This is a genomic window from Arenibacter algicola, assembly GCF_000733925.1.
In the GTDB taxonomy this organism is placed as follows: domain Bacteria; phylum Bacteroidota; class Bacteroidia; order Flavobacteriales; family Flavobacteriaceae; genus Arenibacter; species Arenibacter algicola.
Map to the genome: position 1 here is coordinate 1901947 of NZ_JPOO01000003.1, position 26088 is coordinate 1928034.

At 40.6% G+C, this 26088-nt stretch carries 23 protein-coding genes, 1 tRNA gene and 1 pseudogene; 15 read left to right on the forward strand and 10 right to left on the reverse strand.

Annotation, left to right across the window (positions count from 1 at the left end):
• Positions 1-59 precede the first annotated feature (59 nt).
• Positions 60-200, forward strand: coding sequence for a hypothetical protein (locus U735_RS25620; RefSeq protein ID WP_157365033.1), 141 nt, complete (start codon positions 60-62; stop codon positions 198-200).
• Between the two features lie 6 nt (positions 201-206).
• On the opposite strand, the gene der is transcribed toward U735_RS25620, so the two are convergent.
• On the reverse strand, positions 207-1511 hold the full coding sequence (gene der / locus U735_RS0118740) for a ribosome biogenesis GTPase Der (RefSeq protein WP_031445287.1): 1305 nt from the start codon (positions 1509-1511) through the stop codon (positions 207-209).
• 79 nt (positions 1512-1590) lie between these two features.
• Between der and U735_RS0118745 the strand changes: the two genes are divergently transcribed.
• A complete protein-coding gene (locus U735_RS0118745) occupies positions 1591-2088 on the forward strand; it encodes a hypothetical protein (protein WP_031445288.1) in 498 nt (165 codons plus the stop codon).
• A 1236-nt stretch (positions 2089-3324) separates the two neighbouring features.
• Here the strand turns inward: U735_RS0118745 and U735_RS0118765 are convergent.
• Positions 3325-4848, reverse strand: coding sequence for a choice-of-anchor I family protein (locus U735_RS0118765; RefSeq protein ID WP_031445291.1), 1524 nt, complete (start codon positions 4846-4848; stop codon positions 3325-3327).
• A gap of 307 nt (positions 4849-5155) precedes the next feature.
• Between U735_RS0118765 and U735_RS0118770 the strand changes: the two genes are divergently transcribed.
• Positions 5156-5479 carry a GIY-YIG nuclease family protein gene (locus tag U735_RS0118770; RefSeq protein WP_031445292.1) on the forward strand — a complete coding sequence of 108 codons (324 nt, stop codon included), beginning with the start codon at positions 5156-5158 and terminating at the stop codon, positions 5477-5479.
• Between the two features lie 95 nt (positions 5480-5574).
• Here the strand turns inward: U735_RS0118770 and U735_RS0118775 are convergent, their stop codons facing one another.
• The 3 genes from U735_RS0118775 to U735_RS0118785 form a co-directional block, all read right to left on the reverse strand.
• Positions 5575-6891 (reverse strand): IS110 family RNA-guided transposase, encoded by a 1317-nt coding sequence (locus U735_RS0118775; RefSeq protein WP_031443213.1) that lies wholly within the window; start codon positions 6889-6891, stop codon positions 5575-5577.
• Between the two features lie 437 nt (positions 6892-7328).
• On the reverse strand, positions 7329-8213 hold the full coding sequence (gene era / locus U735_RS0118780; RefSeq protein ID WP_031445293.1) for a GTPase Era: 885 nt from the start codon (positions 8211-8213) through the stop codon (positions 7329-7331).
• Positions 8214-8261: 48 nt separating this feature from the next.
• Positions 8262-9743 carry a Na+/H+ antiporter NhaC family protein gene (locus U735_RS0118785; protein WP_031445294.1) on the reverse strand — a complete coding sequence of 494 codons (1482 nt, stop codon included), beginning with the start codon at positions 9741-9743 and terminating at the stop codon, positions 8262-8264.
• Positions 9744-9992: 249 nt separating this feature from the next.
• Here U735_RS0118785 and U735_RS0118790 point away from each other — a divergent pair.
• A tRNA-Met gene (locus tag U735_RS0118790) sits at positions 9993-10065 on the forward strand.
• 98 nt (positions 10066-10163) lie between these two features.
• Here U735_RS0118790 and U735_RS0118795 read toward each other — a convergent pair.
• The 4 genes from U735_RS0118795 to U735_RS0118815 form a co-directional block, all read right to left on the reverse strand.
• On the reverse strand, positions 10164-11150 hold the full coding sequence (locus U735_RS0118795) for an ISAon1 family transposase (protein ID WP_051891851.1): 987 nt from the start codon (positions 11148-11150) through the stop codon (positions 10164-10166).
• Entirely contained in the window at positions 11131-11490 is a 360-nt protein-coding gene (locus U735_RS0118800) for an ISAon1 family transposase N-terminal region protein (protein WP_031442440.1), read from the reverse strand. Before U735_RS0118800 ends, U735_RS0118795 begins: the two co-directional genes overlap by 20 nt.
• Before the next feature lie 581 nt (positions 11491-12071).
• Positions 12072-13040 carry an ISAon1 family transposase gene (locus tag U735_RS0118810; RefSeq protein WP_455550045.1) on the reverse strand — a complete coding sequence of 323 codons (969 nt, stop codon included), beginning with the start codon at positions 13038-13040 and terminating at the stop codon, positions 12072-12074.
• A 7-nt stretch (positions 13041-13047) separates the two neighbouring features.
• Entirely contained in the window at positions 13048-13434 is a 387-nt protein-coding gene (locus U735_RS0118815) for an ISAon1 family transposase N-terminal region protein (protein ID WP_031443504.1), read from the reverse strand.
• Between the two features lie 291 nt (positions 13435-13725).
• Between U735_RS0118815 and U735_RS26025 the strand changes: the two are divergent.
• From U735_RS26025 to U735_RS0118845, 5 genes and pseudogenes are all read left to right on the forward strand, one after another.
• Positions 13726-14052: pseudogene (locus U735_RS26025) on the forward strand (IS110 family transposase); the annotation flags it as partial.
• 297 nt (positions 14053-14349) lie between these two features.
• Positions 14350-16158, forward strand: coding sequence for a hypothetical protein (locus U735_RS0118825; protein WP_031445295.1), 1809 nt, complete (start codon positions 14350-14352; stop codon positions 16156-16158).
• A 504-nt stretch (positions 16159-16662) separates the two neighbouring features.
• Positions 16663-17301 (forward strand): PAQR family membrane homeostasis protein TrhA, encoded by a 639-nt coding sequence (gene trhA, locus U735_RS0118830; RefSeq protein WP_031445296.1) that lies wholly within the window; start codon positions 16663-16665, stop codon positions 17299-17301.
• Positions 17302-17686: 385 nt separating this feature from the next.
• On the forward strand, positions 17687-17932 hold the full coding sequence (locus U735_RS0118835; protein WP_031445297.1) for a transposase: 246 nt from the start codon (positions 17687-17689) through the stop codon (positions 17930-17932).
• A 386-nt stretch (positions 17933-18318) separates the two neighbouring features.
• Positions 18319-18765, forward strand: coding sequence for a DUF7738 domain-containing protein (locus U735_RS0118845; RefSeq protein WP_031445299.1), 447 nt, complete (start codon positions 18319-18321; stop codon positions 18763-18765).
• A 125-nt stretch (positions 18766-18890) separates the two neighbouring features.
• Here the strand turns inward: U735_RS0118845 and U735_RS0118850 are convergent, their stop codons facing one another.
• A complete protein-coding gene (locus tag U735_RS0118850) occupies positions 18891-19157 on the reverse strand; it encodes a hypothetical protein (RefSeq protein ID WP_031445300.1) in 267 nt (88 codons plus the stop codon).
• 174 nt (positions 19158-19331) lie between these two features.
• Here U735_RS0118850 and U735_RS0118855 point away from each other — a divergent pair, with 174 nt between their 5' ends.
• The 6 genes from U735_RS0118855 (at position 19332) to dsrP (ending at position 25707) form a co-directional block, all read left to right on the forward strand.
• Positions 19332-19568 (forward strand): hypothetical protein, encoded by a 237-nt coding sequence (locus tag U735_RS0118855; protein ID WP_031445301.1) that lies wholly within the window; start codon positions 19332-19334, stop codon positions 19566-19568.
• A gap of 7 nt (positions 19569-19575) precedes the next feature.
• Complete coding sequence (locus U735_RS0118860) at positions 19576-21903, forward strand: molybdopterin-dependent oxidoreductase (RefSeq protein WP_031445302.1); 2328 nt, start codon at positions 19576-19578, stop codon at positions 21901-21903.
• A gap of 3 nt (positions 21904-21906) precedes the next feature.
• Positions 21907-22623 carry a nitrate reductase cytochrome c-type subunit gene (locus U735_RS0118865; protein WP_031445303.1) on the forward strand — a complete coding sequence of 239 codons (717 nt, stop codon included), beginning with the start codon at positions 21907-21909 and terminating at the stop codon, positions 22621-22623.
• Positions 22613-23242, forward strand: coding sequence for a cytochrome c3 family protein (locus U735_RS0118870; protein WP_031445304.1), 630 nt, complete (start codon positions 22613-22615; stop codon positions 23240-23242). The genes U735_RS0118865 and U735_RS0118870 overlap by 11 nt, the downstream gene beginning before the upstream one ends.
• A 10-nt stretch (positions 23243-23252) precedes the next feature.
• On the forward strand, positions 23253-24374 hold the full coding sequence (locus tag U735_RS0118875) for a 4Fe-4S dicluster domain-containing protein (protein WP_031445305.1): 1122 nt from the start codon (positions 23253-23255) through the stop codon (positions 24372-24374).
• Positions 24375-24471: 97 nt separating this feature from the next.
• Entirely contained in the window at positions 24472-25707 is a 1236-nt protein-coding gene (gene dsrP, locus U735_RS0118880; protein WP_031445306.1) for a sulfate reduction electron transfer complex DsrMKJOP subunit DsrP, read from the forward strand.
• Positions 25708-26088: the final 381 nt, after the last annotated feature.

The window sequence follows — 26088 nt, forward strand, 5'->3', positions numbered from 1 at the left end:
GAAACCGATTTTCACTGAGCCAAGCCTTAGGTGCATTTCATGGGTTTCATTTTGGCCAAATGGACAAAACACCAAATTTTTATATTTCACAGCACCCCGAACAGCCTAAAGAAACAGTTCTGACCCTGCCTGACGAACAGGCAGGCCCGAAACAAAACCATCGGGGAATTTTAGAAAGAAGAAAAATCCAATTTAAATAAGGATATCTATTTCTTTCTCATAAATACCGTAACCGGCACTCCTGTAAAATCGAAATTCTCCCTTAATTTATTCTCCAAAAAGCGCTTATACGGCTCCCTTACATACTGCGGAAGATTACAGAAAAAAGCAAACTGTGGATAGGGAGTAGGTAATTGGGTGCAGAATTTAATTTTCACATACTTGTCCTTATAGGCGGGCGGTGGGTAGTTTTCTATAATGGGCAACATAATATCGTTCAATTTTCTGGTCACTACCTTTTTTTGTCTATTTTCATATACCTGAACCGCGGTTTCAATAGCCTTATAGATACGCTGTTTTGTAAGTACGGAGATAAATAGAATGGGCACATCGGTAAAAGGGGAAATGGCCTCCTTAATTTTCTGGGTGTATTCCTTAATGGTATTGGTTTCTTTATCCTCGACCAAATCCCATTTGTTCACCAAGATCACAATCCCCTTATTGTTTCGTTGTGCCAGCCAGAATATATTTTCCACCTGTCCGTCAAAACCACGGGTAGCATCCAACATAAGAATACAGACATCCGAGTGCTCAATAGCCCTTACAGACCGCATTACGGAATAAAACTCAAGATCTTCGCGAACTTTCGACTTACGACGGATTCCAGCAGTATCTACCAGATTAAACTCAAAGCCAAATCTATTGTATTTTGTATCTATACTATCTCTGGTTGTACCGGCAATGTCGGTAACGATATATCTTTCTTCCCCTATAAGGGCATTAATAAATGAGGATTTTCCGGCATTTGGCCTTCCAACCACTGCAAAACGCGGCAAGTCGTCCTTCTCCTTTTCCTTTTCCGGCAATACCTTTACCAAATCGTCCAGTAGGTCGCCCGTTCCACTACCATTTATACTGGCAATGGTATAATATTCACCAAGACCCAAGGAATAGAACTCCACTGCATCTTCCGCTCTTTTGCTGTTATCTACCTTATTGACCACCAAGAATACAGGCTTATTTACACGCCTCAACAAATTGGCTACATCCTCATCCATTCCGGTAACCCCAGACTCCACGTCCACCATAAAGATGATGGCATCGGCCTCATCAATGGCCAATTCTACCTGCTTATCTATTTCTTTTTCAAAAACATCATCGCTCCCCAGCACATATCCGCCGGTATCGATCAAAGAAAACTCCACCCCGTTCCAATCACTCTTTCCGTAATGACGATCTCGCGTAACCCCACTCACGGCATCAACAATGGCCTCTCTTCTTTGAATTAATCGATTGAAAAAGGTTGATTTGCCTACATTAGGTCTTCCTACAATGGCTACTATAGCACTCATACTTTTAATTTGATGCAAAAGTACTATTTATATCCGAAGAAAAAACAGTATCTTTTATCCTAATTATCAGCCGAATAGTTTGAAAGCCCTACCCAACGAAATTGTACTTAGACCCAGGTTCCAACTTAACCTAAAAGGTCCGGCCCAACCCTTTCTACAATTGTTTCAAGAAGCAGACGAGCCCCCTTTTATTGTTAAAATATCCGATCATCATGTTTTTATAAAGTTCAATAGGGCCGAAACCCATTTTTGGTCACCACAGTTACAAATCGAGATAGTGGACCAGGAGGACGGTAACAGTACTATTTACGGATTGTTTGGTCCTAACCCCACCTTATGGACCTTCTTTATGTTTGTCCATTTTGGAGTTGCCACCCTATTTATCATATTTGGGATTTGGGCCTATTCCAATAAAGCCCTGGGCAAAGAAATAGGCCTTCAGATGGGGTTAATGGCCTTAATGGTCGTAACCTGGATAGTTCTTTATGTATTTGGTAGGATAGGAAGAAAAAAGGGGAAGCCCCAAATGCATCAATTGCATGAGTTTATGCTAAGGCATATTCAGGTTCAAAGTTGAAAGTTTCAGGTCTAATGGAGTTGGCAGTCGCGGTAGACAGTGGGCAGAAACTGGGTCAAAGTTCCTAATTCTAGACTCTGGGCTAAGAAATTTGATCCATTATATTCCTATGAAGTTCCTTCCACCGAGAAGGCCTGTCCCGCGATTTAGGCAAGAGGTTAATGTGGATTCTCCGGCAAATGGCTCTGGAATATAGTCCCCTCCCTAACCCTCCCCCTAAGGGAGGGAACTTGTTGTGAGATATTAAAAATGTTCGTTGTAGGGATTTTCATTGATAATCAATTAGCCCCCCAAGCCCATCTATCAGAAGGCAAGTTACCTACAAATTCAAAAAAAGCTCCTTCCCCTACCAAGGGAAGGTGGATTCTCCGGCAAATGGCTCTGGAATATAGTCCCCTCCCTAACCCTCCCCCTAAGGGAGGGAACTTGTGGCGATTTTTTAAAAATGTTCGTTGCAGGGATTTTCGTTGATAATCAATTAGCCCCCAAGCCCATCTATCAGAAGGCAAGTTACCTACAAATTCAAAAAAACTCCTTCCCCTATTAGGGGAAGGTGGATTCTCCGGCAAATGGCTCTGGAATATAGTCCCCTCCCTAACCCTCCCCCTAAGGGAGGGAACTTGTTGTTAGATATTAAAAATGTTCGTTGCGGGATTTTCATTGATAATCAATTAGCCCCCCAAGCCCATCTATCTAAAGGCAGGTTCACTACAACTTCAAGAAAAACTCCTTCCCCTATTAGGGGAAGGTGGATTCTCCGGCAAATGACGGAGAAGACGGAAGGGGTGCCAGTTAATGGCTCCGAAATATAGTCCCCTCCCTAACCCTCCCCCTAAGGGAGGGAACTTGTTGTGAGTTATTAAAAATGTTCGTTGCAGGGATTTTCGTTGATAATCAATTAGCCCCCCAAGCCCATCTATCAGAAGACAAGTTCACTACAACTTCAAAAAAAAGTTCCTTCCCCTACCAGGGGAAGGTGGATTCTCCGGCAAATGGCTCTGGAATATAGTCCCCTCCCTAACCCTCCCCCTAAGGGAGGGAACTTGTGGCGACATTTTAAAAATGTTCGTTGTAAGGTTTTGATCTATCATCTCCTGCCAAATAGGTGTGTCCACCCTCCCGATATGTATAGGGAGCCCCTAAAAAGGGACTCTGTTGAAGTGAATATTACAAAAAATAATCCCCGAGTATACAAGGCAGATACTCAGGGACTACTTTCAATATAGAATTTATCTACTATTTTATTTCATAGAACGCTATAGTATTGGAGACCTCATTAGTCACTACCACCAAGGCATTTCCGGTAGGACTATCTTCCTTGGAAACGGCCAACAAACCTTCCGGAGCAATATCTGAGGCATCAAAAAGCCAATTCAAATATTCCGGACTGTTGGGGTTGGTGATATCATATACCAAAACTCCGCCAGTGCGCTCCAAACCAACAAACAACAAGGTAGAATTACCCACCTTTAAAGTAGTTACAGATTCTGGCTCGGCACCTTTATCATCACTTCTTCCATCGGCTTTGCCCTCGTCGGCATTAAAATAAGCCGGTTTAAGCTCCAAAGTCTTTCTTCCAATTTCATCCGCACTATCATACACCAAAGCTCCTGAAGTAGACCAGATAGTAAACGATCTGCCACCGTAGGCATAAATTTTATCAAAGTCACCATCACCGTCGGTATCTCCATTGGCGGTAGTAATTTTTAACCTTCCCAAATTTTCCTCCATTTGCAGATCGGCGGCATTGGGGAAAGCTGTTGGGTCCAAGATAATATCCCCTACCCTTTCCTCTTCGGAATATCCATCATAATCCCTGGAATCCCCTTCATTGGCAGTAATAATATAATCCATACCATCCAGCTCGGCAAAAGTAATGGCATCCGGCATATAAAAACCAAGTACCGGCCAATTCTGAAAATTCCCTACTATGCCATCCTTATTACTGGCGTCCATCTTATTTTCCTCAAAAGAATAATCCTTTACCCCTAGACCAAAAACATTGGTTATGGCCTTATTTTTTAAATCCACTACCGCAATACCATTATTTTCCTGAAGCGTAACATAAGCGAACTTACTATCGTCCGAAACCGCCACATATTCTGGCTCCACATCCTGGGCAATACTGGCCGAAGGACCAAATACCCTAAAGTCGCCACCAATTGAAGCTGCATTAAAAGCAGTGAAAAACATAGTGTTAACTTCATTCTTTTGAACGTCCACCACAGAAATAGACCCCTCCGGATCAACAGAATAATCAGCATTCGGTTCCCCTTCATTGGCAGATATAATATATTTCCCATCAGGACTAAAAGCAACCATGTCCGGCAATGCCCCTACATTATATGTGTTTACCAAGGCTTGGGTTTCAGTATGGTAAGTCTGTACGGTACCATTCATCTGCTTATTGGCATTTTCGACAGCCACGGCCAAAAGTCCGTCGTGAACAGCAACACTGTTTGGAGTTCCGGATAATGTAATTGAAGTTAATTTAACCGAGGACGAAGGAGTTGAAATATCCCAAACGGATACTTCGGACTGCACAGGGTTTACGATAAATAATTTATTGGTCTTGGGATCAAAGGTACTGATTTCAGCAAAACCTTCCTCTCCGGCACCGTTGGAAAACCCAGCAATTTTGGCAAAAGTCAGGGTTGATACATCTACATCGTCATTACCGCCACCATGGCCGATATGATCTTTAATACAAGAGGTGAACAGCATTCCACCTACGAAAAGGGTTAAAAGTGATTTTTTCATTTTCTTTGGTTATTTATTTAAGAACCAAAGATGTAAACCCGCTATGAGCTAAGCGTAAAATAAATAATAACTAATTGTTAAGGATCAGAATTGAAGTTAAAGTTAAAGTAAACTAAGAGCGGTAAACGAACTTTTGCTTATAGAAATACATTTAACGGAGTATTAATTGGGTCTCGACTGCTTTTGTGGAAGTATTGTTATACGGTAGCAGATATTTCCCCTCTAAAAGCCCAGTTATAAGGAAATAAACATTAATTTATAGCATTGTCCGGTCGAGCGCAGTCGAGACCTCTTTCTTTTGCGACTTATGAAACTATATTATGTATACATATTACTGTGTTCTGACGGATTAACCTATACAGGCATAACAAATGATTTGGCAAGAAGGTTACAGGAACACCAAATGGGATTAAATAGAACTTGTTTCACCTTTAAAAGGAGACCGCTCAAATTAATCTTTGAACAAGAATTCAATGACGTTATACAAGCCATATATTTTGAAAAAAAGTTGAAAAAATGGAGTAGTAAAAAGAAATTGGCATTGGCCAAAGGCCAATTCAATCTTCTACAAATTTTAGCAGAATGCCGAAACGCTACACATTCCGATTATAAACCAGAAAATGGAAATTAATTAGGTCTCGACTGCGCTCGACCTGACAAACCTCGACTGCGCTCGACCTGACAAACCTCGACTGCGCTACCATTGACGTCTATCATAGAAAACTGTTAATCAGCACTTTGCATTTTCAATGGAGTTATCCCCAACCCTAGTTCTTGTGCCATTCTTGTTACCGCCCTTTGTTTGTTCAAGAGCATTTTCTCTTGGTATTTTTGGATACCGTTCTCCACATACTCCAGTCCCTTTACAAACAATTTCCAGTACAGTTCGGCCAATTTCCTGGCCACTGCCTTTATGGCCACCAATCCTCCCTTTTTGGCCCGTATCTTTCTGCCGAAAGCGCCCAATGCAATGTGCTTGCTGTTGAGCAGGCCTACTGCTGCCTGTTTGAAGATCAGACCTGCCCTTGGGGCTCCCTTGGGTTTGTAATTGCGTTTCATTTTTCCCGAATTGTGTTGTTTTGGGGCAAGTCCCAACCAAGAGGTGAAATGTTTTTCCGATTTCCATTTCCCAAGATCGGTGCCCACCTCCGACAGCAGTTGCATCCAGTTATAATCCGTAATTCCGGGCAGGACGGTAGCATCCTTTCCCTCAAAGATCCCCAACAAGTGTCCTCCCATATTCTCTATATCCGGTCTATTGTGACGGATTGCTTTTCTTGTTCCCTTGGACCTTGGCTTTGGTGTACCGTCCAGGTCCATCTTCTTCAACACCTCTTCCAGCTTTATGTCGCACATGGCAATTTGTTCCCCATAGAAATCATAACAGGCCACGGCTTGGCCCAGTTCGAACAATGCGGCTTCCGAATAATGCCCCTTTAATGATCTTATCACCCATTCCTTTTTTGTTTTAAGTATCCTTTGATCACATAGCAATGCCAGTTTTTCGGCATTCCTTTCGCCTGATAGGATAGCGCGGACAATCCGCATCCCACTTGTCCCGTGGATCTGGCTTATTACTTCCTTCAGCCGGATATTCATCAGTATCAATGCCTTTTGCATATGGCCGATGTGCATCGCACCACTACGGATGTGGTCCTCGCGAAGGCGTTGATAGGCGCGCAGTTCCTGTATCCGGATATCGGGCACGAAACATTTGTTCAGCAGCCCATAACTATGTAATTGCTGTATCCATTGGCAATCCTTTACGTCGGTCTTTCTGCCGGGAACCTGTTTGGTGCCCGCTCCATCGACCAGCCAAACATCCAGACCTTGGGACACCAGTATATCGTACAAAATGACCCAATAGACGCCCGTAGCCTCCATGGCCACAGTTTCTATGCCATGGGCCACCAGATAAACGCCCAGAGCCTCCAGGTCCTGGGTAAAGGTATCGAAGCTTTTTACAGGCAGGTCCTCGATACTCACATACACTTTTTTTGCCCCAATGTCGATACCTGCGGCATGGGTTCTGATCTTTTTCATAGCTATATGATTATAAAACCAAATTGCCTTCAAAAAAAACAAGCTTGCAAGACTACCATACGGACATCAATTATAGAAATTGAGTACCAGATTCGCTTTCCAAATTTTTGAAAATCATGCTCGAACACAGGTAAATAACACTATTCCGACTACGATTATTTTGCAATTCGGTAGATTATGATCCAATTTACGTCATTATTACCGCTTGAAAAATAAAATTTCTTGGGTCTCGACCTGACAAACCTCGACTGCGCTCGACCTGACATAGTTTGTTTAAATCTACCACCTTCCCAAGAGAGTAGTCATTAGAAAAAAAAAGACTGATTCCAGATCCCCATTAATAATAATTTTCTTATCGAATAAGATCTCTACCAAGCAATGTTGGTATGGTTGCAAACATCAAATCATGTTCTATGATTTGAACGATTAAATACACCCTACCCCTGATTATAGCCGAAGCGCTTCAACTGATTGGGATCACTTCTCCAATTCTTGTTTACCTTAACATAGAGTTCCAAATGCACCTGTTTGTCGAAGAATTTTTCCAAGTCCTTACGGGCTTCCACCCCTACCCTTTTTAATGCAGCTCCTTTGTGGCCAATTATAATCCCCTTTTGGGAATCGCGCTCCACCATGATAACAGATCGCATGCGGATAATGTCGTCATCCTCAAAAAATTCCTCGGTATCTATCTCCACAGAGTATGGAATTTCCTTTTTATAAAATTGAAGGATTTTCTCCCTTATGGTTTCGTTTACAAAAAAGCGTTCCGGCTTATCCGTTAATTGATCCTTGGGATAATAGGGCGGGGCTTCCGGCAATAATTCCAAAATCCGTAAAAAGACTTCCTTCACATTAAAATTCTGAAGGGCGGATATGGGATGTATTTCAGCTGTAGGTAATTGTTCCTGCCAATATTGTACCTGTTCCTCTAGAATACCTTGTTCAGAAACATCAATTTTGTTCAACAGAAGCAAAACGGGAATGGTACTATTTTTAATTTTTTCGAAAAAGCGTTCGTCCTTCAGGGCCTTCTCCCCAATTTCCACCATATATAGCAGCACATCGGCATCTTCAAAGGCCGACTTTACAAAGTCCATCATAGACGACTGCAATTCATAGGCGGGTTTAATGATCCCTGGGGTATCGGAAAGTACCACTTGAAAATCGTCCCCGTTGACGATTCCCAAAATACGGTGCCGGGTAGTTTGTGCCTTAGAGGTAATAATGGATAATTTCTCCCCTACAAAGGCATTCATGAGTGTGGATTTCCCCACATTGGGATTTCCTATAATATTTACAAAACCAGCTTTATGCGACATCTTCCCTTTTTAACTTTAATAGGTGCAAAGGTAGTGGAATCCTTCCAGCTATATCATAAATTGCCCTAAAATTACGTAAAGAGTTACGGTGATCAGGCCACCGATCAAGGCATAGGGCAATTGGGTATTAACATGATCTATATGGTCACTGGCAGAAGCCATGGAGGAAATAATGGAAGTATCGGAAATGGGAGAACAGTGATCCCCAAAGACTCCGCCCCCCAACGTCGCCGCCACCACCAAAGCCAGAGGTGCCCCATGAATCTCGGCCATAGGTATGGCAATCGCCATCATTATGGCAAAAGTCCCCCAAGAAGTCCCTGTGGAAAAAGCAATAAAGGAGCTGATCACAAAAATTACGGCAGGCAAAAAGGCCGGCGACAACCAGTCTTTGGACCAATTGGCCACGAACTGTCCTGTTCCCAAGGCATTACAGGCGTCCCCAATGGCAAAGGCCAATAGCATCAACAAGGCGAGGGGCATCAATTCACTAATTCCTTTCAGCACTAGATCTATCATTTCTTTGGTCTTCATGATTTTTTGGGACCTGTACATCACCATAGCTACTAAAATAGCCGTGAGTACGGCGTACAGTACAGAGGAGGAACCGGAACCTTGGCCGATGGCCTTAAAAAGATGGTCCGTAAAAGAGCCCGAGTCCTCCACGGCATCCCAACCCGTATAAGCCAAATTAATCGGCATCATGAATACCATGGTCGCCAGGGGCACTATCATATTATAAGCCTTGGCCTTGATACCTTCTTTGGCCCCATAAGAGGTTACCTCACTGGACAACATAGGTTGAGCGGTGTCGCTAAGCAATTTCCCCGTTTCCCTGGTCCGTTTTTCCGCTTTCGCCATTGATCCAATATCTTTTTTGGTAACTATAACCACAAAAACAATGGCTATGGCCAGGATGGGGTAAAAATTATAGGCTATGGAAGAAAGCATGGTGCTGAAAGGGTTTTCGATGCCCTGGGTAAGCAATAACCCCATGATAAAAGCCCCCCATGCATTAAAGGGAATCAATATGGAGGACGGGGCCGAACTGGAGTCGGCTATATAGGCCAATTTTTCCCTTGGAATCTTTAGTTTATCAAAAACTGGGCGGTAGAGCGTTCCTACCGTTAAGGAACTGATACTGGTCTCCACGAACAACACAATGCCGGTAATCATGGCCATGAGCTGTACTACTACCCTACTGTAGCCACTTTGTTTTTTTTCGAAATAGGCTATTACCTTATTCAGCTCGTTTATAAAACCCTCCACCCCTTTAGAATATTGTATAAACAACAACAAGGCCCCTACCAGGGCGCTGAACATGATAGTCCTGGTATTGCCGGGAGATTTAAAAACATCCACCAATCCTTCAATGGCGGCAAGGGAACCGGTGAGAAAATTAAAGTCGTTGATGATGATCCAGGAAAACCAAATTCCAAAAAGCAGGGCTATATAAACTTGTTTTGTTCTGAGTGCCAGAATAATAGCAATGACTGGAGGTAAGATTGAGAGAAAACCATAGTTATCCATAAATGATCGGGCGAATTAAAGGTGACGGATTTTACTTAAAATCGATACAAAATAGAAAGATTTTGGAAATGGCAAGCTACAACTATAGCTTTTTAAATGTTTGGTAAAAAATTAAACTTATTTTTATTATTTAATTGAAAATAGATTTGGGAAATCATAAAAAGCATGTATCTTTGCAGTCCGAAATAATTCAGTCAGCATTATGGACTGAGGGTTTAGAGCCAAGTTGAATGTTTTGGAAACGCACATCGCGGGATAGAGCAGTAGGTAGCTCGTCGGGCTCATAACCCGAAGGTCACTGGTTCGAGTCCAGTTCCCGCTACTAGGAAAGACAAGGCTTCACAGAAATGTGAGGCCTTTCTTCTTTTATAGGGTAAAACATAGGTAAAACAAATATAGGATCAAGAACAATTGTTGTGTTTATGCAAATATTGTGGTTAATCTATAAAGGAAGAATTCTACGTTTTTGACTCCTCTGAATTGCGCTCTAAAAGCTTTTATTTTTGCATTGAATGATTCCGCCGATGCATTTGTACTCCTGTTTATAAAATAGTTCAGGATCGACCTATAATTGAGCGATATCGTATTAGCAATAGTATTGAAGGCCCTAAAGCCTGTGTTCTCTACGTCTTTGTACCAATGTGCCAGCTTTGTATATGCTGTTTGTATAGAAGTTGCCGTATTGAATATGTTCCTGAGCCCCTGTACCAGGTCGAAGGCCACCTTTATATCCGGATATTGGGCGAACAATATTTTGCTCCTTTCGGATTGGTTTTGTGTCCAATTGTTGGGCGATTTATAAAGGAGATACCTACTTCTGGCCAAGAGCTGTTTTCTAGTGTCCCCATTGCTAAATTCTTTTGGGACGAATGTCCCGTTCTTTGCCCTTGCCTGCTTTATCTGTTGGTTCTCCCGGTCTATGGCGTCCCACCTATGTTTGATGCGGATGTCCTGAAGGGCCTCCAGTGCCAGCTTCTGTACATGGAACCTGTCCGTTACCTGTATTGCTTTTGGGAAGCATTGTTTGGCGATGGTCTTCATGGAGTTGGCCATATCCAGGGTAATTTCCTTGACCTTGGCCCTTTTTTTGGCCGATATCTTTAGCAGCTGCTCAATGATCGGTCCCACCTTGGTGCCGGCGAATATGGCCACTATGGAACCTTTTTTGCCCTTGGCCTTTTTGTTGGTAATTATGGTGTAGAGCTCCCCCTTGGAGAGTGCCGTTTCGTCAATGGACAGATAAGGTCCTATATTCTCTGGAAATATGAGCCACTCCTTGGCATGTGGTCTCTCCTCCCATTGTTTGAACTCGCTTAAATAATCCCGAAACTGTCGCTGTAGTTTTTTGCCGTTGACCCCATAAAATCCGCCAATGGTATGGCAGTCATTAGCCTTGGTACTGACCAAGTACTTTTAAAAAAGCAGCGAACTCAACGGTCATACGAGTCCCCTGTGCCACTAGATCCCAATCTCTTTGCACGGCTTGGCCAGTGGCCTTGTCCAGCCAACGGCGGCGCTTAATGTGGAGATAAACTGACTTTCCCCTTAACGGAAAATCCTGGACGACGATCTCTTTGTGAAAACCATGGGCTATTAAAGTGCGATGTTTTTCCTCTTTCGGGGTATCTTTTTTTTCTTCAAAATATAAATGAAGCGCACCCTCTTGCATATTATGGGAGACTAGGTCAAAATGGGTCGTTAATACTTCTGGCAGTATAAACTTTAATAGGTCCAATGATAATTCCAATGCGATCGTTTTTCTGCAAAGATCTTATTCTATTTTCAATTCACACACAACTTTTAGGATTGATCCCAAATATACCCGAAAATTGATCCATTCATTTTATTTACCTCTAGCTTCCATCCGTAGAAAAAATTAGTGCGCATTAATAAATATTCTACATTCTTCAACTGCAACCACAAAAAAATCACGCGTTAGGCGCAAAATTTTGTATCAAAAATCAAAATAATTACGGCAGGTTTTTATGACCGACATGAATATCGCCGATATGGATTTAAGTCCGGCATTTGTTTTCACTTCGTCAGAAGTAGGGTTTTAAGATGCTTAAAACATAACTTGCTATCTTCTCCGAAGATAATAATATCCAATTCCTTTTAATGATATTTTACTCAAAACGGTTGGGTCGAATTTGTTCCTAATCAAAAGTGAAAATAACTTGCGATTGCGCAAATCCTATGTACCTATATACATATACCCATATATTTATATTGACATATTTGCATATATAGTGACTGGTATTAACATATTTGCGTACATAGTGACTGGAGCAATCCTGGATCAAGTCCAAAATCTGGGTTTTTACCATTTTAAGAATATAATTTAATCAAGCGATATAAGAAGTATTCCGTATTCCTGACTCCCCTAAATTGTGATCTAAAAGCCTTTACTTTGGCATTAAAGGATTCTGCTGAAGCATTTGTACTTCTGTTTAAAAAATAGTTGAGTACAGAGCGGTAATTTAAAGCAATACTATTGGCTACCGTTTGGAAGCTCTTAAATCCTGACTCCTCTACATCTTTGTACCAGTGGGCTAGTTTGGTGTAAGCTACTTTAATATCTATGGCTTGGTTAAAAATATTCCTCAAGCCTTGAACAAGTCCATAAGCTTTCTTTAATTCTGGGTATTCATTAAACAATATCTGTCCCCTCTCTTTCTGATTTGGAGTCCATTTATCTGGGGATTTATACAGTAGATATCTACTCCTGGCCAGGAGTTGTTTTGAGCTGTCACCATTAGAAAAAGTTACAGGTTTAAATTCTTTGTCGGCTACTCTAGATAGCTTTATCTGTTCATTTTCTTGATCCAAAGCTTCCCATCGGTATTTGATACGAAGATCTTGGAGCGCCTCTATTGCCAGCTTCTGTACGTGGAACCTGTCGGTGACCTGTACGGCTTTGGGGAAGCATTTTTTGGCGATGGTCTTCATGGAGTTTGCCATATCCAGGGTGATTTCCTTGACCCTGGCCCTTTTCTTGGTGGGTATCTTCATTAGTTGTTCTATGATAGGTTCCACCTTGGTGCCGGAGAATATGGCCACTATGGACCCTTTTTTTCCCTTGGCCTTTTTGTTGGTGATTATGGTGTAGAGCTCCCCTTTGGAGAGTGCCGTTTCGTCAATGGACAGGTAAGGTCCCATATTTTCGGGAAAGACGAGCCATTGTTTGGCATGCCCCTTTTGCTCCCAGTCCTTGAACTCGCTCAGATAATCCCTGTACTGTCGCTGGAGTTTCTTGCCATTTACCCCGAAGAGAGACCCCAGTTGTTGGCCGCTCAGGGCCGTATTATCCGTTGATCTCTTTTAAAAAAGCAGCGAACTCCTTTGACATGCGGGTCCCCTGTGCAATAAAATCATCCCAATCACGGCTGGTCTTGGTCCACTTTCCATCCACCAGGACATCCCAGCGCCTGCGCTTGAGGCTCAAGCTGACCAGATTGCTGCGGATCGGATAATCATCGATGACCCTGGGCTCCATAAAGCCACTGGCCTTAAAGGTGTGCTCTTTGTAACGCTCCGGTATCTGCTTTTTCTCCTCTAAAAATACAGTCAACCGATTGTCGTACAAGGGATTCTTTATCGGTTTTTGTTCAAAGCCGACGATATCAAAAAAGTCGAGTAATCCCTCTGGTAAAAATAAGCTCAATAACGATAAATCGGTTCCTTTGTCCATCCCTTAAATTTAAAGTGCAAAGAAATAAATTATTCACTTTAGACCCAACTTTTGTTCTTGATCCGTCTTTCCCCCGGACTGGGCCGGGATTGTGAACAAAATCTAACGGAGATCGATTAACTTTAGGTAAAACAGTGAAACAAGAATCCAGACCTTATTGCCCATTGGTTCCCTTGAGCCCTTAGGAAAGTTTGGGCGTGCATGTCCTTGGATAGGGAATTGAATCAACAACTTCTAATGTTAGACTATGATCTGAATGAGCATGCTGAATTCCATTTTCCACAAAATCAAATTGCCATTACAAAGATAATAGATCCCAACGCTGAAAGAATTGATATTTGCTACCGTGAATATTATGTGGCCGGTCTCGAGGACAGGTCAAAAGAACCGGTACGCCGTTTCGCCTGCTTTACCAGGGACCTTCACGAACTGGCAAGGTTCCTCAGGAAATGCCGGATCGAGACCGTGGCCATGGAATCCACAGGCGTGTAATGGTACCACCTCTACACCGTCCTACTGGATCATGGCTTCGAGGTATTCTTGGTGAACGCCCGCCATGTGAAGAACGTGCCCGGAAGGAAGAGCGACGTGAGCGATGCCCAGTGGTTACAGGAACTGCGTGGACTTACAACAAAAAAAAGGAACCACCATTACGGTAATTCCGCTTTTGAATCAAACTTACATTTGCTTCTTTCAAGGTAAAGATACTATATTCATTTTACTTCTTTTGCTTTATCCTTCTCAACATTAGCCCTTTAGTAGTTCACTTTAAAGTCCTATTTCTGCTCAAAAGCAATTATTCAATTTTATTCATAATATTTTCATAAAAGACTAAAAAGTATGATATTTATCATCTTTTAGTAAAACAGGAATTGTCAACTTTGTGAGTTATTTAATTTTCAAAAAAATCAAAAGATGACTTTATCTAAATCTCTACACTCATTTCATATTCCAGTTATGGGATTGGCTTATACGATTGACAGTCCCATTCGTGTGGCCCAATTTGGAATTTCGTCCGTAATATCTATTATTGACGATGAACTTATTGAAAAAATGAATGCCTTTTACAGTAAAAAGTTTAACTTACCATATCAGGAAATATCAAAAAAAGCAGAAGATTATCGAGCCGAACGTATTACGTCCTATTTAAATTTGGTGGATAATATTGTAAAGAGAAAATTCTCAAAATTTAAAACTGAATTATCTGAAAGCAAATTAGCCCTGGATAATTTCATAGCTACTTTACCTAATAAGTCCAGTATTAAAGAGGGGCTTTCCAATTTAATGGATGAAGGATCCGCCTTAAAGGAAAATATAAAAAACTACTTAGAAACACATCTAACAGCTGGGGATATTGATGTGAATATTATGACCAAAATCGATAAGGATAACTTTGTTAAAGGTGAACAATTACATGTAGAATTTAATGATGCACATGCTTCACTACGTGGTTTTGCCAAGAGTAATCTAAGTTCTTCCGTCGTGCTTTCGGCAGGAATGAATCCAAGATTATATAGCTATATCGAAAATTTCAAGGATTTCTTTCCAGATAGTCAAGGGTTTTTAAAAAAGAAAATTATCCTGAAGGTCAGCGATTATCGTTCGGCAACCATTCAAGGAAAATTTTTAGCCAAAAAGGGGCTTTGGGTTTCGGAATACAGAATTGAATCTGGGTTAAACTGTGGCGGACATGCTTTTGCAACAGAAGGGTATTTATTAGGACCCATTTTGGAGGAATTCAAAAACAAAAAGTCTGAATTAATCCATGACACTCACGATGTTTTTGCAAAAGGCTTAAGTGTAAAAGGTTTAACCGTTCCAGAACATCCTTTAGATTTAAAATTCACCGTTCAAGGTGGTGTTGGTACAGCCGAGGAACACGAGTTTTTACTTGAAAATTACCAAGTGGACTCAGTAGGCTGGGGAACCCCATTTCTATTAGTGCCAGAAGCTACCTCTGTAGATAAACAAACACGGGATTTAATGGCAAAAGCCCAGGAAAAGGATTTGTATTTAAGTGGAATTTCACCTTTAGGAGTTCCTTTTAATACTATTAAGGGAACCACCAACGAATTTTTCAAACAAAAACGTATAAACGATAATAAAGCAGGAAGTTCTTGTCCGAAGAAATTTTTGGCCTTGAGCAAAGAGTTTGGTCCAGAGGGTATTTGTACTGCTTCAAAAAAATATCAAGATGTAAAATTAGCGGAATTAGAGGCTAAAAGACTTGAAGTATCTACAAGTATGTATGAAAATGCCAAAGCTAAAATTACCGAAAAAGCTTGTCTTTGTGTTGGTTTGGCCAATGCATCTTATTTAGAAAATGATATTCCCATTAAAGGTCAGGAGCAAGGTGTTGTTATTTGTCCTGGACCGAATTTGGCTTATTTTGATAAGGAAGTCCCACTTTCTACAATGATGCAACATATTTATGGAAATGCGTCTGTGCTTTCCAATGTAAACCGCCCAAACATGTTTGTGAAGGAATTGAAAATGTATGTGGATTATTTAAAAAATGAAATAGCTGCAATTTCAGAAGAAGTAACAACCAAACAAATTAAAAAATGGGTTGCTTTTAAAATAAATTTGTTTGAAGGCATTGCCTACTATCAAAATTTGTTTTTATGTTCACTTTCTAATAAAAACATAAAGATTCAAAATGATCTTCAGTTTTATAAAGAAGAACTAATTGCTGTTGCGATTCCTGAATTAGAAATGGCTTAATTTGAATAGAAGAATGTCAGCTCTGAAATAGGCTAACTATTTCATTTTCCTTTTTTGACCTTACTTAATTCAATACTGGCTGGTCTGTATGGTACAATACATTTCTCTGTAAGTATTCATTCCCATAGAACGGGTCGGAGTAACAAGTCGTAATAACCTACTCATTTTTTGACTCTTTACAAAATCGGTAATTTGTAAAGAGTCTTATTTTTGAAGTATAATTCAGGGGGTCTAAACACAATCCTTGCCCCATGTTCTAAGGGCGAATAGCCAGGAGTTAATATTTTATCGCGAACGGCATATTGAAAAGTTGTGTGGGTAGGATTCATTATTGTCAGCTAATTACACACAATAGCCTATCATTTAGTATACCAAATTCTTTGCACGATTATAGTTTTAAGTAAAATTGTTAGTAGTACCGCCAATAGAATTAAAAAATCTGCACCGATTTTGGTAACTTTACAAAAGTTGTCAATTGACAATACACAGCCTCAATCCATTTTCATGCTAGCTCTGAAACCCAATACAAAAATTCAGCAAGAACTCGTAAACAGTATCGTACATGGCTTTGGAATTATTTTTGGTATTGTTAGTATTCCTATTCTGATAGCCTTTGCCATAAAAAGTAACAATACACCTGGGGTTATAGGCGCAGCTATATATGGATTTTGTTTTTTACAACTTTTTACTTTTTCTACACTCTACCATGGATTTCAGCATGCACAGGCAAAACATATATTTCATATCCTTGACCACATCAGTATTTATTTCCTGATTTCTGGCACCTACACTCCCTTTTTATTAATTTATATGAATAATGCCTTTGGTATTACATTGCTATCTGTATTGTGGGGCCTGACTGCCTTGGGAATTGTTTTTAAGGTTTTTTTTACTGGCAAATGGAATATTATTTCGACGCTCGTTTACATAGCAATGGGATGCATTATGATAGTAGGAGGACGTACTTTTTTTGAATCTATTCCAAGAAGCATATTGACCATGATTCTTATCGGAGGTGTGCTTTACCTTTTGGGAGTCATCTTTTACCTATGGAAAAAATATCCCTATAACCATGCTGTCTGGCATTTTTTTGTTCTGGCAGCTGCTGTTTGTCATTACGTAGCCATTTTGTTGGCAGTGTAACGATGGATAATTTTAACTTACCATCATCTTGTTGGATATTAAATGAAACAGGTAATGAAAATTCTTGAATAGAAATTCAAAGACCCAAGATGATATTATTATCCTCCACAAAGGAATCTTTCAGACAATAGTTCTAATTGTGATTCAGCTTTCGATAAATCAGTTTGAAGTTTCTTATTGTTGTTTACCTATAGTAAGTTGGGTGAATCCATCAACCTTCGACATTATTTTATTCATTACATAATTGATGATTAAATAAGATGGAATTTAATTAAGGTAAATGATGTTAACAAAGTGTCCTAAAAAATGTTCGTGGCTGTTGCAGAACTCGAATGAACATTAATTTTTGCTTTTATAAATGTGCTAAAATCCATAAATTAAAGACATGGAAGGCAGAAAAAATTATACCGTAAAACTCTTCTCCGGTTTCCAGTTGTCGAACCGGATTCCAAAGGAAAATCGTAACAGAAGGCTCCTCGAAACACTTGATCTGAGTTTTCTTTATAAGGATAGGAAAAAACTTTATGGCAAGGCGGGTAACCCTTCGATTGACCCCGTAGTATTTTTTAAGCTACTAATCATGGGATACCTTGAGAACCTGCCGGTATTACCTCCGACCGAAAACTGGTAGAACATTGCTGCATGCGAATGGACGTGCTGTACTTCCTAGTTTTGGTGCCTGCCTAAAGGCCGGCAGGCAGGTAGACGAGGATCTTCCATGGCATACAACGATCGGCAGAACGAGGCAACTTTACCCGGTTTACCTTTTCGGGACATTGTTCATCAAAGTATTTGCCTTATGTGTCAATAGCGGAATGGTATCCGGCCATACCCAGGCGGTAAATTCGGCCCAGATAAAAGCAAATTCATCAATGGAAATTGTAGTGTTTAAAGTGCCGGCCAACTCCCTAGGCAACCACTTGAAAATCCAATGTTACCGGCTGATATTCCTTCTTTTTTATTTAAATAAAACTTAAATAATCTACAATTAATAAAAAATGAAATATCTTGCATCTAATGGGATTATTTGACTTTAGAGATCTAAGCAAAAGAAAAAAGAAAGGCACTATTACTATAGAATGTGAACCTGATGGGGTGCGAATCAATAGTTCATCAATTAGTTTTCCGACAAGTTATAAAACTCTCAAAAACATATTGGGAGATGCCACACGTGTTGAACCTATTAATCAAACCAACAGCAAGGTGTATCTTTGGGATGAATTGGGCATTTACTGCTCATCTGCCGATCCAGATAAGATGCTAATGCTCCTTCTTGTAGAGGACAATAGGTACGGTCTAGGTCACCAACCTAAAAACAACTTCACAGGAACAGTTTTAATTGATGGTGAGGCCATGGACATCTCGTTGGAAAAGGTAAGTAATGATAGACCATATATCATAAGGTCTGTAATCAAAGAAAAGAAGCAGGTTGCCATAGCTCTCGGATGGAATCCTGGTATTTAAAACGAGGATGACCACATTAACTGCGTAAATAAAAACAAGACTTAATCAAAAATAAATCCTTGTAGCAGTTCTAGCCAGAATAGGTGTTCAGCCACTTTTCACAAGACACTCCAGAATCAAGGTATTTACAAGACACTGTAAGGCAACATTGTTGGGTACCTGGATATAACAAGAAAAACAAAGAAGACAGCGACTATTTCAGCAATGGCCCTTCTATCCAGAAGATGTTTATCTCCCACGAAAAATTGAGATTCCAACTCAAAATGCATTTTCTTAATCTTAGAACTCACCTTTTTCTTATCTGGCAATACAAAATAAGCTACAATGTCTCCAACAAGACAATTACCAAAATCCATCAATCTTTTAGATATCAAGATCGAGATATTCCCCATCCGATTCATTTTTTGAACAAACCAAACATTATATCCATTCTAGTACAAAGCTAACTTCTTTAGATTGGCGATGACTTTTATCATCTTTATTTACAAAATGCTGTCTTAATTTTATTAAATTGTTAGTGCAAATGCTAAAGATGATATATTCCCATATTAAAAAAATTGTTTTGCATGCCAATTAAAAGTTACCTGGCCCTTCCTGTAGCCGGAAGAAAAGATGAGTTGATGACCGCCTTAAAAAGTTTTCATCAATGTGAGGTCGTCCCGGCCCAGAATCAAGATGTCCTTGCCTTGGTAACCGATACTTCCAACGAAATGGAGGAAGAAATTCTTAAAGAAAAAATTGAAGCCATAGACAGTCTCAAAATGTTATCCCTAGTCTCCGGTTTTAATACACCGCCTAATTAATATAACTATGTACAAGTCTGCAACAAATAGAAGAAATTTTATTAAGAAAATGGCCATGTTATCAGCCATGACCGCCGCTGCATCCATGTTTCCCGGAATTATATTTGCAAGTGAACAGGAAAAAGGAATTCCTGAAGGTGCCAACCTGGATTGGAAAAAAGGCCCTTGTAGATTCTGTGGCGTGGGATGCGGAATACTTGTGGGCACTGAAAACGGAAGGGCTGTTGCAGTAAAAGGAGATCCCAACTCATCGGTCAATAAAGGATTACTTTGTGTAAAGGGGTATCACCAGATTATGTGCATACAATCCAAGGATAGACTTACACATGCGTTGGTCAAGAAAAATGGCAAGTATGTTCAGACCCCTATCAACGAGGCTTTGGACCTTGTGGCTTCTAAAATGAAAGGAACTATTGAAAGGCATGGTAAGGATTCGGTCGCTATGTACACCTCCGGACAATCCACAATTCCAGAAGGATATATAGCTTCAAAACTAATGAAAGGAGCCATAGGCACCAATAATCTGGATTGCAATGCGCGCCTATGTATGGCAAGTGCCGTAACAGGCTTCCTGACCAGCTTTGGTGCGGATGAACCAATGGGTTGCTATGAAGATATTGATCATGCAGATTACTTTGTAACTTGGGGTAATAATATGGCCGAAATGCACCCTGTATTATTCTCGAGAATGCTGGAGCAGAAATCACAACGCGGTGCCAAAATTATTGATTTTGCCACAAGAACAACACGCTCCAGTACGGCATCGGACAAGTCCATTCTATTTGAGCCCCAAACCGATCTAGCAGTTGCCAATGCCATTTGTTATGAGATTATCAAGAATGGCTGGGTAAACAAATCCTTTGTTGAAAATCACTGTAGTTTTAGCAAAGGGCTCACCAATATGGGATACGGCCTGGAAGACCATTATGAATTTACGGATAAGCCAGAAAAAATAAACTTTGATGCCTATAAGGAGTTTCTGAAAGATTACAGTCCGGAAAAGGTTTCAAAATATTCTAAAGTCTCCGTGAAGGACATTAAATATTTAGCCTCTATTTATGGTGATCCAAATAAAAAGGTAGTTTCCTATTGGTGTATGGGAATGAACCAACATACGCGCGGAACTTGGATAAATAATTTAGTATACAATATACATTTACTAACCGGAAAAATTTCCCAACCGGGGAATGGCCCATTTTCCCTAACTGGGCAACCTTCCGCTTGTGGCACTGCCCGCGAGGTGGGCACTTTTACCCATAAATTACCTCACGGTGTCGTAACCAATAAGGAAGATAGGGAGATGGCCGCAAGAATTTGGAAGGTCCCTGTCGACAATATTCCAGCCAAACCCACCTATCACGCAACTGAAATGTTTAGGGCCGTAGACAGAGGGGATATCAAGTTTATATGGATCCAAGCCACTAATCCGTTGGTTTCACTACCAAAAACGAGCCGTTACAGGCCAGGAATGGAAAAGGATTCTTGTTTTATTGTTGTTTCAGATGTGTTTCCAACGCCTACCTCGGATGTCGCAGATGTTATTCTTCCTGCGTCCTGGCATATCGAGAAAAGTGGACTTTATGGCAACTCTGAAAGAAGAACCCAACATTGGGACAAAATGGTGGAAGGTCCTGGTGAGTCTACAGCAGATGCCTGGATGTTTATCGAAGTAGCAAAACGAATGGGATATGGAAATCTGTTTCCCTATAGCAAAGAAAACCACGTAGAGGAAATATACAACGAATACAGACAGTTCCATGAAGGTGCCAAACACGGTATGGCACCATTGGAAGTTCTGAAAAAAGAATCTGGCGCCATTTGGCCCTATGTAAACGGAAAATCGACCCAATGGCGATTTAACGCGAAATATGATCCTGCCTGTTCCAATGGCAAAGACTTTCATTTTTATGGAAAACCAGATGGAAAAGCTGTGATATGGCAACGCCCTTTTGAAGAAGCTCCGGAAAAACCAGATCAAGAATATCCATTCTGGTTGAATACAGGACGTGTAATTGAACACTGGCACACCGGTTCCATGACCCGCAGAATCCCCGTATTACATCAAGCCATGCCCCATGCCTATGTGGAGTTTCATCCGGATGATGCCAAGTCATTAGGCATAAGAAATGGCGAAAATATCAAAATAACCTCCCGTAGGGGCTCTTGTAAATTACCCGCTTCTATTAACGAAAGAGGACTGCCCACCAAAGGACAGGTATTTGTTCCGTTCTTTGACGAAAATATGCTTATTAACGATGTGACTCTTGATGCTTTCTGTCCCATTTCCAAAGAACCTGATTACAAGAAATGCGCTGTTAAAGTTGAAAAAGCATAAAATATGAAAAAGAGACTGGGAATCATATCATTTTTTGTAATCATCTTCATAGCGTTTATAATCACTTGGAACTATAGTTACCAAGAAGGATTGGAAGAAGCAGACATCCCTACTATTGATACTCCCACTGGAAATTTTATTCCTTCGGAAAGTAATGTTTTTAAGAGGTTCGACAATAAAGGCATGGATTACTCAAATATGCCAATAGACCAGAACCATCAACGTACACTTGAAAGTTACTATGACAACAGGGCTTATCCCGGAGCTCCACCAAGTATTCCACATCCGGTAGCGAAGGATCGAAGCCTGGGAGGTAACACCTGCTTGCAATGTCACCAGAATGGCGGATTTGTAGAAAAATTCAATGCATACGCCCCTGTAACCCCGCATCCTGAGATGATAAATTGTCGGCAATGCCATGTTGCCATAAACTCTAATGATACCTTTAGGGAATTTGCTTTCGCGAAAGTACAACCTCCAAAAGTAGGTGTCGGCGCCAACAATGCCATGCCCGGAAGTCCGCCTATGATCCCCCACCAATTACAGATGAGGGAAAACTGCATTTCCTGTCATTCCGGACCAAGCGCTCCTAAAGAAATTAGAGTCTCACATCCGGAGCGCATTAATTGTAGACAATGCCATTTACCCATAAAAAATGAGAAACTCCAAATGGATGCCAGCACCTTCCTAAGACAATTTAATAGTTCATATGAAGAATAAAACCCTTACATATTATTTTATAGTCCTATTCATTCTGGGGTTCTACTCTTGCAAAGAAGAAGGGGAATATCATTCCATTTCAGATAAGATTGAAGCAGAGGGCAAACCTTACCACGGAAAGCTTAGCTCAGACCCATTATTGGTCGATTCTGAATTAATTACAATTACCGAAGGAGAACATACATTCCTGATACCGGAAAGAAAAGGACAAATAAAATCATTTGCATGTACGGAGTGTCATACAAGACCTGTTGCACAAATGAAGAACTCCGATGCTCAAAAAGCCCACTGGGACATTAAATTGAATCACGCAAATAGTGAGGTAATGAATTGTGCTACCTGCCATAACGGAAATGATATGAACAATCTAAATGCCCTAACTGGCCAAAACATAGATTTCAACCTTAGCTATAAACTTTGTGCACAATGCCACTTTAGTCAGTTCGAAGATTGGAAAGGAGGTGCCCACGGTAAAAAAGTTGCTGGATGGGCACCGCCACGAGCTTCAATGACCTGCGTAAATTGTCATAATCCGCACAGTCCCGGTTTTGAAAAAAGGTGGCCGGTACAATTTAATACCCAAACATTGGAAGAACGAAAAGAAGGTTTAGATCATTAAAAACAAAGGTATGAGTGTTAGTAAAAAATGGTATTCCCTAGATCTAGGTTCAAATAAGAAAAAAGAGTCTTCCGGATCTTGTGGATGTGGTAAGGCCCAAGGTAGTTGCAATAGCCAGAAAGAAGAACTCAGCGCCGATGAATTTTATGAGGCTGCCATCAATGCTTCAATAGGCGAGGAAAGACATAGAGATGGTTTTGAGCAGGTTTTTGATGTAAAGATGGACAGAAGGACTGCCTTTAGAAAATTAACAGCTAGCCTCCTTATAGGAGCCGGAGCAGTTAGCACCTCTTGTAGTGTTATAGTTGACGATGAAACTAAAGAAAAAGCACAAATTGATTGGGAAGAACAGTTTAAGGGAAACTATAAGCTAATGACCGATGACGAGAAGCAAAGTACAATTAATAGACTTATGCGATCGTATGAATTACGTACCGGCAAGAATATTAGTATGACGGCAGAAAATGCCGCAGAAGACGTTCTCTTTGGATATGCTTTTAATATTTCGAAATGTCAGGGGTATATGAACTGTGTAACTGCCTGCGTGGAGGAGAACAATCAAGATAGAAATTCACAAATGCAGTACATCCGTATCCACGAAATGAAAGATGGGGAAGGATTTAAGTTTGATAAGGCAGATGACAATTACTATCACGAAGTTCCTGCAGAAGGTCATTTTTATATGGGTACCCAATGCTTTCATTGCGACAATCCACCTTGTGTGGAAGTATGCCCGGTGCAAGCCACTTGGAAAGAAGAAGATGGTCTGGTAGTCATAGATTATGATTGGTGTGTAGGGTGCCGCTATTGCATGGCCGCCTGTCCTTATGACGGCAGAAGGTTTAACTGGAGCAAACCTGAAGTTCCAGAAAATGAAATCAATAAAAATCAGCACTATCTAGGGAATAGAATGCGCAAAAAAGGCGTAATGGAAAAGTGCACCTTTTGCGTGCAACGTACTAGGAAAGGAAAGAATCCGGCCTGTGCCGAAGCTTGCCCAACGGGAGCAAGAATTTTTGGCAACCTCTTAGACCCTAACAGTACCATCAGATGGGTATTGGAAAACAAAAAAGTCTTTAGGCTGAAGGAAGATTTAGGAACAGAACCCAAGTTCTGGTACTTTATGGATTAACCACCAAAAGGGTAGCAATAGGAAAATTGTAAACAGAACGCTGAGTATAATGATTACGGCCTCTGAGATTGATTTTCAAATCAATATATAATATATAATGGGACAACTAAAAGTATTAAAGAGTTTAGTAATCGATAGTCTGGATACCATTACCAAAGGATCTATGAAGTATCATATTTGGATGGGATTTCTGACCTTGGTGATGCTCATAGGCATGTATTGCTATTCCATTCAATTGGATGAGGGACTCAGTGTTACAGGAATGTCCGACCGGGTAAGTTGGGGACTTTATATTTCAAATTTCACCTTTTTAGTAGGAGTTGCCGCAGCCGCGGTTATGCTGGTAATGCCTACTTATGTTCTTAAGGATATAGACTTTAAACAGGCCGTCCTAATTGGCGAAGGATTGGCCGTAGCTGCCTTAATAATGTGTTTGGCCTTTGTGGTGGCCGATATGGGCGGGCCATCTGTACTTTGGCATATGATTCCTGGAATAGGAGTTTTTAATTTTCCCAATTCGATGTTGACATGGGACGTCATAGTTTTAAACGGGTATCTTTTTATAAATATTAGTATTCCCTTTTATATACTCTTTAGACATTATCAAGGTAAGGAAGCCAAGCAAAAAGTATACGTCCCAGGGGCCGTTTTGTCCGTTTTCTGGGCCGTTGGCATTCACCTTGTGACCGCTTTTCTATACCAAGGTTTACAAGCGCGACCATTTTGGAATAATGCATTGTTAGGTCCTCGCTTCTTGGCATCGGCCTTTGCAGCTGGACCGGCATTGATAATTTTGGTCTTGGCCGTTATCCGATCTTTTACTGCGTTTAAAATAGAAGATAAAACCATCAAAAAAATTGCAATGATCGTGACCGTAGCAGCTCAAATAAATTTAATAATGCTAGTCTCAGAATTGTTCAAGGAATTCTACGCACCCACCCATCATAGCGAAAGTGCCTATTATCTTTTTTTTGGATTACACGGCAAGAACGCCTTGCTTCCATGGATATGGACCGCAATACCTTTAAATATTTTGGCCACGGTAATCCTAACCTTTGGTAAATTTAGAAATAATCTAAAAGTATTGTACTTCTGCTGTTTTATCCTCTTTGTGGCCATATGGATCGAGAAAGGATTTGGCTTAATAGTCCCTGGGTTTATTCCAGGACCTTACGGTAAAATAGTAGAATACCTACCCACTAAAATAGAAATAGGGGTTACAATAGGAATTTGGGCATTGGGAGCATTTGTATTCACTATCCTTGCTAAAACCGCAATAGGTATTGAGTTGGGAGAGTTGAGTTACAAAAACAAAAATTCTTCCGGTTCCTAATTGCCCACTATGAAAAGGTAATCCAGCTATTAGGCCTCTAGACTTTTATATAAAATAAAAAATATTGACATCAGCTGAGCTCAGTACAAGTTTCAACAAACCTACCTGTTGGTCTCATTTTAGCCCAGGGGCTAAAAGCCTTCCCCACCCAGAACTTACATTAATGACAAGCCCGGCCCGACCTCATAATGTGAGAGAATCCTTAGATTGAATGAACACTTATACCATACCCTCCTAACCAAGATGATAGGCAAAACCTAAAGTACAAGACATTTATCCTATAATGCTGATTATTCAACGAATATTAATTCACCGGCACTAATAAATTTCTCTAGTTTTAACACTTTAATCTTTAACCATTCAAGCACCATGTCCGTAATT